This window comes from Pseudomonas sp. CM27, assembly GCF_013179515.1.
Taxonomy (GTDB): Bacteria; Pseudomonadota; Gammaproteobacteria; order Pseudomonadales; family Pseudomonadaceae; genus Aquipseudomonas.
Map to the genome: position 1 here is coordinate 1 of NZ_JABMCN010000133.1, position 16435 is coordinate 16435.

Sequence of the window (16435 nt, forward strand, 5' to 3'; positions counted from 1 at the left end):
ACTGTCCCCCTGCTGGAAACCGGCGGCGAAGCGCTGACCACCCACTTCTACAAGATGATGCTCAGCGAGTACCCGCAGGTACGCCCGCTGTTCAACCAGGCGCACCAGGCCAGTGGTGACCAGCCGCGGGCCTTGGCCAATGGCGTGCTGATGTACGCCCGGCATATCGACCAGCTGGAGCAGTTGGGCGGCCTGGTGGGGCAGATCATCAACAAGCATGTTGCCCTGCAGATCCTGCCGGAGCACTACCCGATCGTCGGCAGCTGCCTGCTGCGTGCCATCGAGGAAGTGCTGGGCAAGGAAATCGCCACCCCCGAAGTCATCGAAGCCTGGGGCGCGGCCTATGGTCAGTTGGCCGATATCCTGATTGGGGCCGAAGAAAACCTCTATAAACAGAAGGAAGAAGCCGCCGGCGGCTGGCGTGGTACCCGCGAATTCCGCCTGGTGCGCCGTGAGCAGGAAAGCAGCGAAATCGTCTCGTTCCATTTCGCCCCGGTGGATGGCAAACCGGTGCTCAAGGCCGAGCCTGGCCAGTACATTGGCCTGAAGCTGGACATAGACGGTGCCGAGCAGCGTCGTAACTATTCCCTGTCGGCGCTGTGCGATGGCAAGGAATACCGCATCAGCGTCAAACGCGAAGCGGGCGGCAAGGTCTCCAGCTACCTGCACGATGAATGTGTGGTGGGCGAGACGGTGCTGTTGTTCCCGCCGGCGGGTGACTTCACCCTGGCTGCCAGCGACAAGCCGCTGGTGCTGATCAGCGGTGGTGTGGGCATTACCCCGACCCTGGCGATGCTGCAAGCCGCACTGCAAACCCAGCGTGAGGTGCATTTCATCCACTGTGCGCGTAATGGCGCCGTGCATGCCTTCCGTGACTGGGTCGACGGGCTGGCCGCACGTCACCCGCAGCTCAAGCGCTTCTACTGCTATGCCGAGCAGGACAGTGCTGATCAGGCTGATGCCGTGGGCCTGCTGAGTGAAGACCTGCTGGCCGAGTGGCTGCCGCTAGAGCGTGACGTGGATGCCTACTTCCTTGGGCCCAAGGCCTTCATGGCGGCGGTCAAGCGCCAGCTGAGGGGTCTGGGTGTGCCCGAGCAGCAGAGCCGCTACGAGTTCTTCGGGCCGGCGGCTGCCTTGGAGTGATGTAGTGCCTGTACTGGCCCTATCGCCGGCAAGCCAGCTCCCACAGGCACACCACAGGCCCCAGGACCTGTGCGTTCCCTGTGGGAGCTGGCTTGCCGGCGATAGGGCCGGTGCAGGCTTATGCATTCTCAGTGGCTGGGCCGCACCTCTCCTTCCTGCCTATATATAAAGAGAGATGAAACCGCCCACCCAGCTTTCACCTTTAATCCTGCTTTAATCACGGTATCCTTCACTCCCGGGTGTCGAGGGGCTCGCCCCTGCGCGGCACCCGGGCAGCCGTTTTTTGCCGCCCGACGTTGAACCGACCTCGTTGCGGCCGGTCTCAGCCACACCGGATAGCCCTGCGCAGTGCTATCACGCCGCTTCCTCGGCACGCTCCAAGGCCCTGCCCCAGCGTGTAGACTTGCGCAAGGCAGGCGGACCACGCTGCCACTATCCATCGAAGGAACCGGCAATGAACGAACAAACCTCGCGCCTCAATCGGGAACGGCGCTTTCTGGTGCTGTTGGGCCTGATCTGCATTTCGCTGATTGGCGGCGCCCTCTACATGCAAGTGGTGTTGGGTGAGGCCCCTTGCCCGTTGTGCATCCTGCAGCGCTACGCGCTGCTGTTCATTGCCATATTCGCCTTCCTTGCTGCCGCGATGCCGGGGCGGCGCAGCCTGACCTTGTTCGAGGCGCTGGTGGTGGTCAGTGCAATTGGCGGAATCGTTGCGGCCGGCAACCATGTGTATATACTCGCCAACCCCATGGTCAGTTGCGGCATCGACACCCTGCAGCCGATCGTGGATGACCTGCCGCTGGCCAAAGTCTGGCCGCTGGCGTTCCAGGTCGACGGCTTCTGCAGCACGCCGTACCCGCCGATTCTCGGTCTGTCACTGGCGCAATGGGCGCTTGTGGCCTTTGTACTGACCGCTATCCTGGTTCCGCTCGGGATCTTGCGCAACCGACGCCAGGCTTAGACATAAGTCCCGATTTGCGTGTGGTCTTTTACGCCGCACGAGAACAGGGAAAATGTCCACACCGCTTGATCCAGATCAACCCCGAGGCCTTGCAGAATGCGGCTTTGGAGCCTATCAGGCGGGGTGCGACAAACTGTCGCGAAGTTGAATAATTGAGCATCATTGTTACGCATTCTGTAAAAGACTGTTGCTCAATAAGTCATAGTCAAGGGTTGGCGACCTAACTACAATCGCCCCCAATTTCCGTTCGGCACTGCTTGCGAGTCGCAGGATTGAAGGAAGCCCCAGCGCTCCTTTTTGCTGACTTCGTCAAGTTTCGCCCAACGGCGATACCGGGCGGACACCCCTCCGCGTTTCCCGCACCAAATGGACTTGGTCTGAAGTACAGGCCTGTTGCCTACGAAACCATAAGCACCGCCAACACGTTTGAAGCCAAGGTCCTGCAGTCGGACCCCAGGCAGGAGCGAGTACGGGCGAAAAATGCCTCACTTGGCAGGACGAAGTGTTGGCTACCAAAACACAAATTGCATTGAAGCAAGCTGATCTAGAGGTCGTGAGATGAGTAAAAAGCGTTACCCCAGACTGTTTGGCATATTGCCCGTTTTAGGCATGCTTTTACTCAGTGGGTGCAACTGGACCCTGCTCGACCCGAAGGGCCAGGTCGGCATTGAGCAAAAGAACCTGATCCTGATCGCAACCGGCCTGATGCTGCTGGTGGTGATTCCCGTCATCATCATGACCCTGGCGTTCGCCTGGAAGTACCGTGCTTCCAACAAGGCAGCCACCTACACCCCCGACTGGTCGCACTCGACCAAGATCGAGGCCGCGGTGTGGATCATCCCGATCCTGATCATCATCGCCCTGGGTTACGTCACCTACAAGTCGACCCACAAGCTGGACCCTTACCGTCCGCTTGATTCGGACGTCAAGCCGATCCAGATCGACGTGGTCGCGCTGGACTGGAAGTGGCTGTTCATCTACCCGGAGCAGGGCATCGCTACGGTCAACAAGATCAACTTCCCGGCCAACACCCCGATCAACTTCCGCGTCACCTCCGACGCCGTGATGAACTCGTTCTTCATCCCGGGCCTGGGTGGCCAGATCTACGCCATGGCTGGCATGACCACCAAACTGCACCTGATCGCCAACGAGAACGGTGTGTTTGACGGTATCAGCGCCAACTACAGCGGTGCTGGTTTCACCGGCATGAAATTCAAGGCTACTGCCACTTCCCAGGCCGACTTCGATGCATGGGTCGCCGAGGTCAAGCAGTCGCCGCTGAAGCTGGACAAGGCCGAGTATGAAGCTCTGGTCAAGCCTAGCGAATACGTCCCAGTCGCGCTGTACAGCGAGGCGCCAGCGGAGCTGTTCCAGACCATCGTCGACAAGTACGAAGGCATGAACCGCGGCAAGCCGGTCCACGAAGAAGCAGGCAGCAAAGATCTGGCCACTACCAAGGGTGTGGAAACGAGTATGCAACCAGCTGCCGGTGCAGAGGAGTAAGAGATGTTCGGTAAACTAAGCCTGGAGGCGATACCCTATCACGAGCCGATAGTCATGGTGACGCTTGCCATGATCGCGCTCGGCGGTATCGCTGTCGTCGGTCTTATCACCTATTTCCGCAAGTGGACCTACTTGTGGAGCGAGTGGCTGACTACTGTCGACCACAAAAAGATCGGCGTGATGTACATCATCGTCGCGATGATCATGCTGCTGCGCGGCTTTGCCGACGCCATCATGATGCGTACCCAGCTGGCTGCCGCTACCGGTGGCTCCGAAGGCTATCTGCCGCCTGAACACTATGACCAGATCTTCACCGCTCACGGTGTGATCATGATCATCTTCATGGCGATGCCGTTCTTCACCGGCCTGATGAACCTGGCGGTTCCTCTGCAGATCGGTGCACGTGACGTTGCCTTCCCGTTCCTGAACTCCCTGAGCTTCTACCTGCTGCTGGCAGGCGTGCTGCTGGTCAACATCTCGCTGGGCGTTGGTGAATTCGCCAAGACCGGCTGGGTTGCCTATCCGCCGCTCGCAGGCATCCAGTACAGCCCTGGGGTAGGTGTCGACTACTACATCTGGGCGCTACAGCTATCGGGCCTGGGTACGACGCTTACCGGTGTGAACTTCCTCGTCACCGTGATGAAGATGCGCGCACCTGGCATGAAGCTGATGGACATGCCGATCTTCACCTGGACCTGCACCTGGGCCAACGTACTGATCGTTGCTTCGTTCCCGATTCTGACTGCCGCACTCGCTCTGCTGACTGTTGACCGTTATCTGGACTTCCACATTTTCACCAACGAGCTTGGTGGGAACCCGATGATGTACGTCAACCTGTTCTGGGCGTGGGGTCACCCTGAGGTCTACATCCTGATCCTGCCGGCCTTCGGCGTGTTCTCGGAAGTGACTTCGACGTTCTCTGGCAAACGCCTGTTCGGCCACCACTCGATGATCTACGCATCGGGCGCGATCGCCATCCTCGGCTTTGCGGTATGGCTGCACCACTTCTTCACCATGGGTGCCGGCGCCAGCGTCAACACCTTCTTCGGCCTGGCGACGATGCTGATCTCCATCCCGACCGGTGTGAAGCTGTTCAACTGGCTGTTCACCATGTATCAGGGCCGTGTGCGCTTCACCGCACCGATGCTCTGGACCCTGGGCTTCATGGTCACCTTCTCCATCGGTGGCATGACCGGCGTACTGCTGGCCGTACCAGGTGCTGACTTCGTCCTGCACAACAGCCTGTTCGTAATTGCGCACTTCCACAACGTGATCATCGGTGGCGCGGTATTCGGCTACATCGCCGGTTTCGCCTTCTGGTTCCCGAAAGCCTTCGGCTTCACCCTGAACGAGAAGTGGGGCAAAGCTGCCTTCTGGTTCTGGCTGTCGGGCTTCTACGTTGCGTTCATGCCGCTGTACGCCCTGGGCTTCATGGGCATGACCCGTCGTCTGAACCACTCCGACAACCCACTGTGGGAACCCTACCTGTACGTAGCCGTTGTCGGCGCCGTGCTGATCCTGTTCGGTATCGCTTGCCAGCTGATCCAGATCTACGTGTCGGTTCGCGACCGCAAAGACAACATGGACGTCACTGGCGACCCATGGGGCGGCCGTACCATCGAGTGGTCCACTTCGTCGCCGCCTCCGTTCTACAACTTCGCTCACATGCCTGAGAAAGTTGGTCTGGACGCCTGGCACGAAGCCAAGGAAGCCGGTGTTGCGTACAAAGTTCCGGCCAAGTACGAAGCGATCCACATGCCGAGCAACACCTCCACCGGTCTGTTCATGGGTCTGTTCCTGACCGTGTTCGGTTTCGCCTTCATCTGGCACATCTGGTGGCTGGTGGGCGCGAGCCTGTTGGCAACCATCGCAGTCTTCGTTCGCCACGCTGCACGTGACGACCAGGGCTACATGGTTCCGGCCGAAGAAGTGGCGCGCATCGAAGGCGAGCGTCTGAAAGCGCTGGCCAAAGCAGGTGCTCTGCCTGCCGGCGCACGTGTCGAATCGTTTGAGCGGGTGTAATCAATGTCCAGTCAAGTAATGCACGGCGGCGCTGCTCATGGTCACGACCATGGGCATGACGACCACCACCACGACTCGGGCCAGATGACCGTACTGGGCTTCTGGCTGTACCTGATGACCGACTGCATCCTGTTTGCGTCGCTCTTCGCCACCTACGCGGTGCTGTCCGGCAGTTTTGCCGGCGGCCCGTCGGGTCATGACATCTTCCAGCTCGATTTCGTAGCTGTTGAAACGCTGTTCCTGCTGCTGTCCTCGATCACCTTCGGCTTCGCCATGCTGAAGATGTTCGATGGCAAGAAAGCAGGCGTACTGGGCTGGTTGGCTGTGACCTTCCTGTTCGGTGCAGGCTTCATCGCGATGGAAATCTATGAATTCCATCACCTGATCAGCGAAGGCTTCGGCCCGCAGCGCAGTGGCTTCCTGTCGGCGTTCTTCGCGCTGGTCGGTACCCACGGCCTGCACGTGACTGCTGGTCTGATCTGGATGGCAATCATGATGTACCAGATCAGCAAGCACGGCATCACGCCGACCGCCAAGACCCGCATGAGCTGCCTGAGCCTGTTCTGGCACTTCCTGGACGTGGTCTGGATCTGCGTATTCACCGTCGTTTACCTGCTGGGGGTTCTGTAATGGCTAACGCACACGACACTCATCACGAAGGTAATCACGGTAGCGTCAAGTCGTACATGATCGGCTTTGTACTGTCGATCATCCTGACCGCGATCCCGTTCGCGCTGGCGATGACCGCCAGCTTGCCGAAGAACCTGACCGTTCTGATCATCGTTGCCATGGCCGTGATCCAGGTAGTCGTACACCTGGTGTACTTCCTGCACATGGACCGCTCGAAAGAGCAACGCAACAACGTGTCGACGTTCCTGTTCACCGTGATGGTTATTGCACTGCTGGTCGGCCTGTCGCTGTGGATCATGTTCAACATCCACATCGAAATGATGGCCAAGTGAGGTAAGACTGCATGTCCGTTAAGCACTTTATCCAAATCACCAAACCGGGGATCATTTTCGGTAACGTGCTTTCCGTGGCAGGCGGTTTCTTCCTTGCCTCGAAGGGCCATGTGGATTTCGCCCTGTTCCTGGCGGTGGTGATCGGTACTTCGCTGGTGGTGGCGTCCGGATGCGTGTTCAACAACTGCATCGACCGTGACATCGACCACAAGATGGAGCGCACCAAGAACCGCGTCATGGTTCAGGGCGGCATGTCGCTGCCCCTCGCGCTGATCTACGCCACCCTGCTCGGGGTGGCGGGTTTCAGCCTGCTGTATGTCCAGGCCAACCCGCTGGCGGCGTTCTGTGCGCTGATCGGCTTCGTTGTCTACGTCGGTTTCTACAGCCTGTGGCTGAAGCGCAAATCGGTGCACGGCACCTTGGTCGGCAGCCTGTCCGGTGCCATGCCTCCGGTGATCGGCTACTGCGCCGTGAGCAACAGCTTCGACCTGGCTGCGGTAACCCTGCTGGTGATGTTCAGCCTGTGGCAGATGCCGCACAGCTTTGCCATCGCGATCTTCCGCTTCAAGGATTACAGTGCTGCCAATATTCCGGTCCTGCCGGTGGCACGCGGTATCCTTGCCGCGAAGAAGCAGATCGTGCTGTACGTGCTGGCGTTCGTGCTCGCCACCTTGATGCTTACCGTCGGCGGTTACGCCGGCCTCGGCTACCTGGCCGTGGCAGCTGCCATGGGCCTGTACTGGCTGTACATGGCATGGGGTGGCTACAAGGCCGAGGACGACAGCAAGTGGGCGCGCAAGGTGTTCGGCTTCTCCATCCTCACCGTCACTGCCCTGAGCGTGATGATGGGTGTGGACAGCCAAACGGCTGCGGACGTGCTGATGACTTACGCACGCTGAAATAGCTGCCTGTTTCACGAAAACCCCGGACATGTGCCGGGGTTTTTTTATGGGTTTTTCCTGGGCCGGCCTCTTCGCGGGTGAACCCGCTCCCACAGGATCTCCACAAGCTTGAGGGTTTTGATATCCCTGTGGGAGCGGGTTCACCCGCGAAGAGGCCATGCCTGAAGAAATAAATCCCTGATTTTAAAAAATACATCTGAAAAAATCTAAAAAAACAGGAAATTGTCCTTTACATGCATCCTGTTTCGGCACTATCTTCTGATCCAGGCCGCCACATCGGCCAACGTCGCTCGGACGGTTCCGGGCGCTTACGTATTCAGAGGAAGCCATGGCCAACCCAGGTTCGCCGCGCCGCTTTGCGCGCATCGATCGTCTCCCCCCTTACGTCTTCAACATCACTGCCGAGCTCAAGATGGCTGCCCGCCGCCGTGGCGAGGACATCATCGACCTGAGCATGGGCAACCCCGATGGCGCCACCCCGCCGCACATCGTCGAGAAGCTGGTGCAGGTCGCCCAGCGTGAAGACACCCACGGCTACTCCACCTCCCGCGGTATCCCGCGCCTGCGCCGGGCCATCTCCAACTGGTACAAGGAACGCTACGAGGTCGACATCGACCCGGAAAGCGAAGCCATCGTCACCATCGGCTCGAAAGAGGGCCTGGCCCACCTGATGCTGGCCACCCTTGATCAGGGCGATACGGTACTGGTGCCCAACCCCAGCTACCCGATCCATATCTACGGTGCAGTGATTGCCGGTGCCCAGGTGCGCTCCGTGCCGCTGGTGCCGGGTGTGGACTTCTTCAACGAGCTTGAGCGGGCCATCCGCGAGTCGATCCCCAAGCCGAAGATGATGATCCTCGGCTTTCCGTCCAACCCGACTGCCCAGTGCGTGGAGCTGGACTTCTTCGAGCGTGTGGTGGCCCTGGCCAAGCAGTATGACGTGCTGGTGGTCCACGACCTTGCCTATGCCGACATCGTCTACGACGGCTGGAAGGCCCCATCGATCATGCAGGTGCCAGGCGCCAAAGACATTGCGGTGGAGTTCTTCACCCTGTCGAAGAGTTACAACATGGCTGGCTGGCGAATCGGCTTCATGGTCGGCAATCCCGAACTGGTCAGCGCCCTGGCCCGGATCAAGAGCTACCACGACTACGGCACCTTCACCCCCTTGCAGGTAGCGGCCATCGCCGCGCTGGAAGGCGACCAGCAATGCGTGCGCGATATTGCCGAGCAGTACCGCCAACGCCGCAACCTGTTGGTGAAGGGCCTGCACGAACTGGGCTGGATGGTCGAGAACCCCAAGGCGTCGATGTACGTGTGGGCGAAGATCCCGCCGGAATACGCGCACCTCGGCTCGCTGGAGTTCGCCAAGAAGCTGCTGGCCGAGGCCAAGGTATGCGTGTCGCCGGGTATCGGCTTTGGTGAGTATGGCGACGACCATGTGCGCTTTGCCCTGATCGAAAACCAGGACCGCATTCGCCAGGCCATTCGCGGTATCCGTCAGATGTTCCGGGCTGACGGCCTCGGCCGCAAGTAAGCAACCGGGGCTGCAAAGCAGCCCCGGAATCTTCAGCCGGGCGAGCTTTCCGCCTGCATCCCACGCCTCAGCCTACCTATCTTCAGCACTCATTTCTCAGCGAAGAGATCCCCCATGAGTGTCTTCACCGCCTATTTCTGCGGCACCGGCTCGCACCGCTTCGACGATGCCAACCCCAACTTCTGGAACGGCGAACTGGTCTCGACCCTTGCCAGCAACGATCAGGGCCGCGAGTTCGCCCACTGGATAGCCGTGGACGGTCCAGGTAGCGGCAACCTTCAGGATGACAACCTGTTCGTCGAGCCTGGCAGTTACTACAACTGGAGCGGCCAGCTGTTCGGGCGCGGCTGGGAAGAGAACGTCAACCATGTGCTGCAGCTGATAAAGGGTGAAACCAGCTGGCAGCGCAGCAAACTGAGCGAAGATGAATATGAACGGCTGAAAGACGCCGGTGTGCCGATACCGGATGCTGCTTCCACGGCCTCCTGGTTCTGGCGCACTTACGACTATGGAGTACGTCAGCCGACCCCGCAGGAGCTGCAGAAGCGCATCATCAGCATGTTCCGCGAGCCACGTCTGCCAACCCAGGTCAACCTGGTGGGATGGAGCAGGGGAGGGATCAGCTGCCACATGTTGGCCAACGCCATGGCGAACGACCCTGCACTGCGGGGGATACCTGTGAACATATTCGCGATTGATCCAGTGCCTGGGGTCGGCAATGTGCAGTCCGAGCGGGTAACGTTGGCTGCCAATGTCCGGGAATACGTAGGCTTCTATTCCCGGGATGAGCGCTCCAGAGGGTTTGCCTGTGTCATCCCGTCAGTCCACGGCAGCACGCGTATCTGCGTCTACCCGATGCCAGGGCGCCATGCCACGCTGGTGGGCAACGCCTCGGCCGATGGTGCTGGCGTTGGCAAGGTGTTGGCCGAGCCTGGCCTGATCGTGCGCCATTTTGCCGAGGTATGCCTGACTCGCTGGGGCGTTCAGCTGGCCAACCGCCTGAATCTCGACGATAGCCAGTTGATGCAATACCACAAGGCGATGGCTGCAGCGGACGGGCGCTACCAGGACATGCGAAACGAGTCGTACACCGTGCTTACCGAAGGTGAAAAGCATGACCGGCTGGTGCATTGCGGCCTGGCCCCCACGCATTTCAGCAAGGTGCAGGGCAACGCCTATCACCCCCGCGAGGGGTTGGCCTTGCAACGCTGGAATGCCAGCACCTACAAGGCTATCAGCTGACGGCAGCGGGCGGCCGGTGACGTCACTGGCCGCTCGCACCCGTGCGCCGGATCAGCGGCAACTTTTTTTACGTCTGCCCTCTATCCAGCCGGCCCCGCTTGGATTAAAAATGGCGCCGCGGGCCAGACCCGATAACAACAACCTTCCCTCCGTGGCACCATGTCCGAATATAACCCTTGCCTTGACTGCGGCGCCTGCTGCGGGTACTTCCGTGTGTCCTTCTTCTGGGGCGAATGCCAGTCTGCCGGGGGCGTTGTGCCGGACGATTTGGTGGTCCAGATCAACCCAACCCGCGTTGCCATGATTGGCACCGATGCCAAGCCTTGCCGCTGTGTCAGCCTTGCTGGCGAGATTGGTAAAGAGGTGGCCTGTACCATCTATGCCAATCGCTCCAGCCCTTGCCGCGAGTTTGATGCTTCGTGGGAGGGTGGGGTGCATAACCCCAGCTGTGATGATGCGCGGGCGGCGTACGGGCTGCCACCGCTCACCCCGCCGGGGGCCAACGAACCGCACTGGCCGGATGATGGGGCTGAGGTGGCCTGAGGCATTGTTGCTCGCCTGCACTGGCCTCATCGCCGGCAAGCCAACTCCCACAGGTACTGCACGAGGCTCAGGCCCTGTGGAGACCTTGTGGGAGCTGGCTTGCCGGCGATGGGCTGCAAAGCAGCCCCGGGATGCCCGAACCTTGCACATGAAGTTAAACTGTCATCTCCCCAGCAATGGACAGGAGATCCGGCGTGACCCCACCCCGCAGTTTCCCCAGTGACCTCTGCCTCGACAGCCCGCGCCTGCAGTTGCGCCCCATGCGCCATGCCGATGCCGCGCAGTGGCTGGCGATCATGGCCGACCCCGAGGTCATGCGTTATTGGCACCATGCCCCCTGGCATGACCTGGCCGAGGCCGAAAGCGCCCTGGCCGCCGACCGCGAAGCCTATGCCAGCGGTGATCAGCTCAAGCTCGGCATGTACCGCCGCGACAACGGCGAACTCATCGGCATGGTCCAGCTGTTCAACATCGACGACATCTCCCGCCGCGGCGAAATCGGCTACTGCCTGGCCAGCGCGGTGCAGGGCAGGGGCTACATGGACGAAGCGCTGACCTGCTTCATCGACTACCTCGCCCATACCCTGCACATGCGCCGCCTGGAAGGCGAGATCGACCCGCGCAACCAAGGCTCGGCACGTACCCTCGAACGGCAGGGCTTCGTGCTGGAAGGCACCCTGCGGGCGCGTTGGTGCGTGGCGGGTGAACTGTCCGACTCGGGTATCTACGGATTATTGCTGGAGCCACCGGTTGCATAGTCTCATGGCGGCAACTACTGTTCGGGCACAATTCTCACTTGTGGCCCGTGCTCCATACCCGTAGCCGACCCACCAAGACCGTGGGCACTTCGACCTATGGCAACTACTACGGCGAACCACGCAATTTCATGGTGACCCTGCGCGGCAGTTACTGAAGGTTTGGTGGCGGGGCAGGGCCTGGGTTAAGGTCGCAGTCTGTCCCGTTTTCCCCAGGTGTGTCCCTTGCCCGTTTTCTACCTGAGCATCAGCCTGCTGCTGTACCTGCTCGCCCTGTTTTTCGACGGTGCACTGATGAGCGGCGGGCGCCACATGCCTGCGCTGCAGATGCTGCTGTACGGGCCATGGGGCATGCCCTTCGGCTTGTACCAGTGGTTTGCCAACCCGCTGCTGGCCGTCGCCATCCTTGCGCATCGGCGGCTCCGCCGGCTGGCGTTGCTGGCCGGGCTGGCAGCGCTGTACCTGGCGGCCAGCAGCTTCGGCATCACCCGTTTGCCGGATAACCAGACCTATGAATTCCATGACCTGACCGGTTTTGGTCTTGGCTTCTACCTGTGGCTGGCGGCGATAGTGGTGTTCTGCCTGGGCCAGGCCTGGCATTGCTGGAAGGCGCGTAGCGCCGACGACATGCCGGGCTGGAGCTGGCTCGACGTGGTGCTGATTGCGGCGTTGGGCGTGGCCTTGTATACGGCGACTCAAATGCCCTCGTTGCGCTTCGAGCCGGGCAAGGTGCTGATGCCGCCTGAGCAGCCGCAGACGCTGTGATATCCACAAGGAGGATTCGCATGATCAAGCATTATCTGGCAGGCCTGGCACTGGCCGGCGTGCTGCCAATGGCGGTGGCGGAGGACTACACGCCGGCCTATGGACAGTGCATGGACAAGGCCTCCAGTACTGTGGCCATGAGTGAATGCATCGGGGCCGAGACACACGTGCAGGACCAGCGCTTGAACCGTGTGTACAAGCAACTGATGGGCAAGCTGGATGCCGGGCAGCAGAAGAGCTTGCGCGATGTACAGCGCAAGTGGCTGGCCTACCGCGATGGTAATTGCCAGTTCCATGTGCAGGCCAGTGGCGGGACCATGGCGCAGCTGGAGGGTGGTTCATGCATGATGGACATGACCCGCGACCGGGCGGCCGAGCTGGAGCGGGTGCTTAGCCCGGGGCTGTAGAGCCTTTTCAGAAATGATTGGCCCGCCCTTGTAGGAGCGGCCTTGTGTCGCGAAAGGGCCGCAAAGCGGCCCCGGGATGTCAGCATCAAGGCAGCAATAGCCGGGGCTGCTGCGCAGCCCTTTCGCGACGCAAGGCCGCTCCTACAGGTTTTGCAGCGCCTGTCAGATGCGGGGTTCGCGAAGCGCCCGGGCCTTGAGGTACTCGCGCACTTCCACGGCATCCCCGGCAAACTCGATGCGCTCGGCTTTGGCATCGCGCTGGTAGGCATACATCGGGTCGTAATATTCGTTGAGCAAGCCTTCGATCCAGCCCCGGTGCAGGTCCACCGCGCCGCTGCGCTGCTGTTCTTCCAGGGCCTGGCGCAGGGTCTCCGACAACCTCTGGTAACGTTCGCCACCAAGACGTTTGTGGATATTGGCCATGCTTTGCAGCATTCGCTCGGCAAACAGGCGGCGGCCATCTTCTTCGCCATGCACGCTGACGAACTCGGCACTCAGGTTGACCACGTAGTCGCGCAGAATGCGCTCGACGCGGTTGGCGAAACTGTCTTCCAGCCACACCAGCGGGTACTGCTGCATACCTTGGTACAACGCCAAGGGTACGGTGCAGCTGCCAACGATGCGCCCTTCATCTTCAAGCACAAACTGCCCGATGCCCCTGGCGCGTTTCTTCAGCACATCGATTGCCAGCTGGTTTTCGAAGTCGATCTGAGCTGGTTGCGCAGTGGCGCGCTTGCCAAAGCTGGAACCACGATGATTGGCATGGCCTTCCAGGTCCAGCACGTTGCCCAGCTGGTGTAGCACGTCGGTCTTGCCGGTGCCGGTCAGGCCGCCCAGCAGCACGAAATCGCACTGCTCGACCGCCTGCTGGGTGGTCTCCAGCAAAAAGGTGCGCATGGCCTTGTAGCCACCTTTGATGCGCGGGTAGCGGATACCCGCCTCATCGCGCAGCCAGCCCTGCACGATCTGCGAGCGCAGGCCGCCACGGAAGCAGTACAGGTAGCCCTCGGGGTGGGCCTGGGTGAACGCCACCCAGGCGTCCAGGCGTGCCTGTCTGGTGGCGCCGCTGACAAGCTGGTGGCCCAGGGCGATGGCGGCAGCCTGGCCCTGCTGCTTGTAGCAGGTGCCGACCTTCTGCCGCTCCTGGTCATTCATCAGCGGCAGGTTGACCACACCCGGGAAGGCGCCTTTGGCGAATTCGACCGGGGCACGCATGTCCATCATCGGCACGTCGTCGAGGAACAGCTGGGCAAAATCGGTGCAGTCGGGGCGCATCAGATCACCTCGACTGCGTGGCTCTGTCGCTCGACCAGCGTGCCGATCGGCGACAGTTTCAGGCCCAGCTCTGCGGCCACCGCGAGGAATTCGGTTACAGCTTCCGGGGCCACCGCCACCAGCAGACCGCCGCTGGTTTGCGGGTCGCACAACAGGTGCTTCTGGTCGTCGCCGAGGGCGCCGATCTTGTGGCCGTAGCTGTCGAAGTTGCGCAGGGTGCCACCAGGGATGCAGCCCTCGGCCAGGTAATGGTCCACGCTGGGCAGGCGCGGCACGGCGGCGTAGTCCAGGTGCGCGGTAAGGCCGCTGCCTTCGGCCAGCTCCACCAGATGGCCGAGCAGGCCGAAACCGGTGACGTCGGTCATGGCCTTGACCCCATCGAGTTTGCCGAAGCGGCTGCCGGGGGTGTTGAGGGTGCACATCCAGTCGCGGGCCAGGCCCTGGTCCTGTGCGCGCAGTTTGGTCTTTTTCTCGGCGGTGGTGAGGATGCCGATGCCCAACGGCTTGGTCAGGTAAAGCTGGCAGCCCACGGTGGCGGTGTCGTTGCGCTTGAGGTGGCGCTTGCTGACCACGCCGGTCACGGCCAGGCCGAAGATTGGCTCGGGGGCGTCGATGGAGTGGCCGCCGGCCAGCGGGATGCCGGCTTCGGCGCACACCGCACGGCCACCGCGGATCACTTCGCGGGCGACTTCCGGTGGCAGTACGTTGACCGGCCAGCCGAGGATGGCAATGGCCATCAGCGGATCACCGCCCATGGCGTAGATGTCGCTGATGGCATTGGTGGCGGCGATGCGGCCGAAATCGTAGGGGTCATCGACAATCGGCATGAAGAAGTCGGTGGTGGAGACCACACCGCGCTCTTCGTCCAGCGCGTACACGGCTGCGTCGTCGCGCGAGGCGTTACCGACCCACAGTTTCGGGTCCAGGGTCTGGGCGCCGCTCTCGGCGAGGATCACGTCCAGCACCTTGGGGGAAATCTTGCAGCCACAGCCGGCACCATGGCTGTACTGGGTCAGGCGAATCGGCTCGCTCATACGCACCTCGGCAGGTCAAATTGTTGCGCGATTGTAGCAAAGCTGGCCTTTGGGGCTGTGGCTCTTATACTTCTGCGGGTCAGCTACCCGCTGCTCTTCTCGCCATTGAACCGGAGATCACCCATGCTCAAACGCCCCTTGGCGCTCGCCGCCGGCCTCGTGCTGTCTTGTTGTGCCGTAGTCGCCCAGGCCGCCGAAACCCTGCGGGTCAGCGCCATCCCCGACGAAGCGCCGACCGAATTGCAGCGCAAGTTCAAGCCATTGGGCGAGTACCTGGCCAGGCAACTGGGCATGGAGGTGAAGTTTGTGCCGGTAGCCGACTACCCGGCGGTGGTCGAGTCGCTGGCTGCCGACCGGCTGGACCTGGCCTGGCTGGGCGGCTTCACCTTTGTCCAGGTGCACCTGAAGGACCCGAAGGCAACCCCGCTGGTGCAGCGTGAGCAGGATGCGCAGTTCACCTCCAAGTTCATCACCGCCAACCCTGACGTGAAAAGCCTCAGCGACCTCAAGGGCAAATCGTTCGCCTTCGGCTCCATCTCGTCCACTTCGGGCAGCCTTATGCCGCGTTACTTCATGCTCAAGCAGGACAACATCAAGCCCGAGGACTACTTCAGCCGAGTGGCCTATTCCGGTGCCCACGACGCCACCGTGGCCTGGGTGCAGGCCGGCAAGGTGGACGGTGGTGTGCTCAATGCCAGCGTGTGGCAGAAGCTGGTGGATGCCGGCAAGGTCGATACCGGCAAGGTGAAGGTGTTCGCTACCACCCCGACCTATTTCGACTACAACTGGACCGTGCGCGGCAATATGGAGCCGGCGCTGAAAGAGAAGATCAAGAAGGCTTTCCTCGACCTCGACCCGGCCAACCCGGAGCACAAGGCGATCCTCGACCTGCAGGCTGCCAGCCGCTTCATCGAGACCAAGCCTGAAAACTACGTGGGCACCGAGCAAGCTGCACGCGAGGCCGGTCTGCTCAAGTGACTGCTTCCAACGTGGCTATCCATCTGCACAGTGCCGGGCTGCGTCATGGCCAGGTGCGTGCGCTTGACGCGGTGAGCCTGTGCATCGAGCAGGGCGAGCGTGTCGCCATAATCGGGCCGTCGGGGGCGGGCAAGTCGAGCCTGCTGCACCTGATGGCTTCGGCTATTCGGCCTGGCAGCGGTCGCCTGGAGCTGCTCGGCGAGCAGCCGTGGGCATTGTCGGCCAGGGCACGTCAGCGCCTGCGGGCGCAGGTAGGCCTGGTGCACCAGGCACCGCCGTTGCCGCCGCGCCAGCGAGTGGTGACAGCGGTGCTGGCCGGCCGCCTGGGGCAGTGGGGAATGCTGCGCGGCTTGCTCAACCTGCTGTACCCCAGCGATGTACCGGGGGCGCGCCAGGTTCTGGCAGA

Annotated in this window: 17 protein-coding genes; 15 read left to right on the forward strand and 2 right to left on the reverse strand. The window is 61.4% G+C overall.

Features of this window, described 5'->3' with window-relative positions:
* The 13 genes from hmpA to HP547_RS17135 all read left to right on the forward strand — a co-directional run.
* A partial coding sequence (gene hmpA / locus HP547_RS17075; protein WP_172286908.1) for an NO-inducible flavohemoprotein occupies positions 1-1143 on the forward strand: 1143 nt, incomplete at its 5' end.
* 454 nt (positions 1144-1597) lie between these two features.
* Entirely contained in the window at positions 1598-2104 is a 507-nt protein-coding gene (locus tag HP547_RS17080; RefSeq protein WP_172221187.1) for a disulfide bond formation protein B, read from the forward strand.
* A 558-nt stretch (positions 2105-2662) separates the two neighbouring features.
* Positions 2663-3607 carry a ubiquinol oxidase subunit II gene (gene cyoA, locus HP547_RS17085; RefSeq protein ID WP_172221184.1) on the forward strand — a complete coding sequence of 315 codons (945 nt, stop codon included), beginning with the start codon at positions 2663-2665 and terminating at the stop codon, positions 3605-3607.
* A 3-nt stretch (positions 3608-3610) separates the two neighbouring features.
* Entirely contained in the window at positions 3611-5629 is a 2019-nt protein-coding gene (gene cyoB / locus HP547_RS17090; protein ID WP_172221181.1) for a cytochrome o ubiquinol oxidase subunit I, read from the forward strand.
* Positions 5630-5632: 3 nt separating this feature from the next.
* On the forward strand, positions 5633-6259 hold the full coding sequence (gene cyoC / locus HP547_RS17095) for a cytochrome o ubiquinol oxidase subunit III (RefSeq protein ID WP_172221178.1): 627 nt from the start codon (positions 5633-5635) through the stop codon (positions 6257-6259).
* Positions 6259-6591: a cytochrome o ubiquinol oxidase subunit IV gene (gene cyoD / locus HP547_RS17100; RefSeq protein ID WP_172221175.1), complete on the forward strand. Its 333-nt coding sequence runs from the start codon at positions 6259-6261 to the stop codon at positions 6589-6591. The genes cyoC and cyoD overlap by 1 nt, the downstream gene beginning before the upstream one ends.
* An 11-nt stretch (positions 6592-6602) precedes the next feature.
* The gene (gene cyoE / locus HP547_RS17105; protein WP_172286909.1) at positions 6603-7490 is read left to right on the forward strand and encodes a heme o synthase; all 888 of its coding nucleotides are present in this window, start codon (positions 6603-6605) and stop codon (positions 7488-7490) included.
* Between the two features lie 331 nt (positions 7491-7821).
* Positions 7822-9030: an alanine transaminase gene (gene alaC / locus HP547_RS17110; protein WP_172221169.1), complete on the forward strand. Its 1209-nt coding sequence runs from the start codon at positions 7822-7824 to the stop codon at positions 9028-9030.
* A gap of 114 nt (positions 9031-9144) precedes the next feature.
* Positions 9145-10272 (forward strand): hypothetical protein, encoded by a 1128-nt coding sequence (locus HP547_RS17115; protein WP_172286910.1) that lies wholly within the window; start codon positions 9145-9147, stop codon positions 10270-10272.
* 159 nt (positions 10273-10431) lie between these two features.
* Positions 10432-10815 (forward strand): YkgJ family cysteine cluster protein, encoded by a 384-nt coding sequence (locus tag HP547_RS17120; protein WP_172221163.1) that lies wholly within the window; start codon positions 10432-10434, stop codon positions 10813-10815.
* 194 nt (positions 10816-11009) lie between these two features.
* Entirely contained in the window at positions 11010-11573 is a 564-nt protein-coding gene (locus tag HP547_RS17125) for a GNAT family N-acetyltransferase (RefSeq protein WP_172221160.1), read from the forward strand.
* A 222-nt stretch (positions 11574-11795) separates the two neighbouring features.
* Positions 11796-12335, forward strand: a complete 540-nt coding sequence (locus tag HP547_RS17130) for a hypothetical protein (protein ID WP_172286911.1) — start codon at positions 11796-11798, stop codon at positions 12333-12335.
* Between the two features lie 20 nt (positions 12336-12355).
* The gene (locus tag HP547_RS17135) at positions 12356-12742 is read left to right on the forward strand and encodes a lysozyme inhibitor LprI family protein (protein ID WP_172221154.1); all 387 of its coding nucleotides are present in this window, start codon (positions 12356-12358) and stop codon (positions 12740-12742) included.
* Between the two features lie 162 nt (positions 12743-12904).
* Here HP547_RS17135 and mnmH read toward each other — a convergent pair whose 3' ends face one another.
* Positions 12905-14017 (reverse strand): tRNA 2-selenouridine(34) synthase MnmH, encoded by a 1113-nt coding sequence (mnmH, locus tag HP547_RS17140; protein ID WP_172221151.1) that lies wholly within the window; start codon positions 14015-14017, stop codon positions 12905-12907.
* Positions 14017-15051 (reverse strand): selenide, water dikinase SelD, encoded by a 1035-nt coding sequence (gene selD, locus HP547_RS17145; protein ID WP_172286912.1) that lies wholly within the window; start codon positions 15049-15051, stop codon positions 14017-14019. Before selD ends, mnmH begins: the two co-directional genes overlap by 1 nt.
* Before the next feature lie 123 nt (positions 15052-15174).
* On the opposite strand from selD, the gene HP547_RS17150 reads away from it, so the two are divergent.
* On the forward strand, positions 15175-16029 hold the full coding sequence (locus HP547_RS17150; RefSeq protein WP_172221146.1) for a putative selenate ABC transporter substrate-binding protein: 855 nt from the start codon (positions 15175-15177) through the stop codon (positions 16027-16029).
* The coding region (locus HP547_RS17155) for an ATP-binding cassette domain-containing protein (protein WP_172286913.1) at positions 16026-16435 on the forward strand (410 nt) is incomplete at its 3' end. The genes HP547_RS17150 and HP547_RS17155, both read left to right, overlap by 4 nt.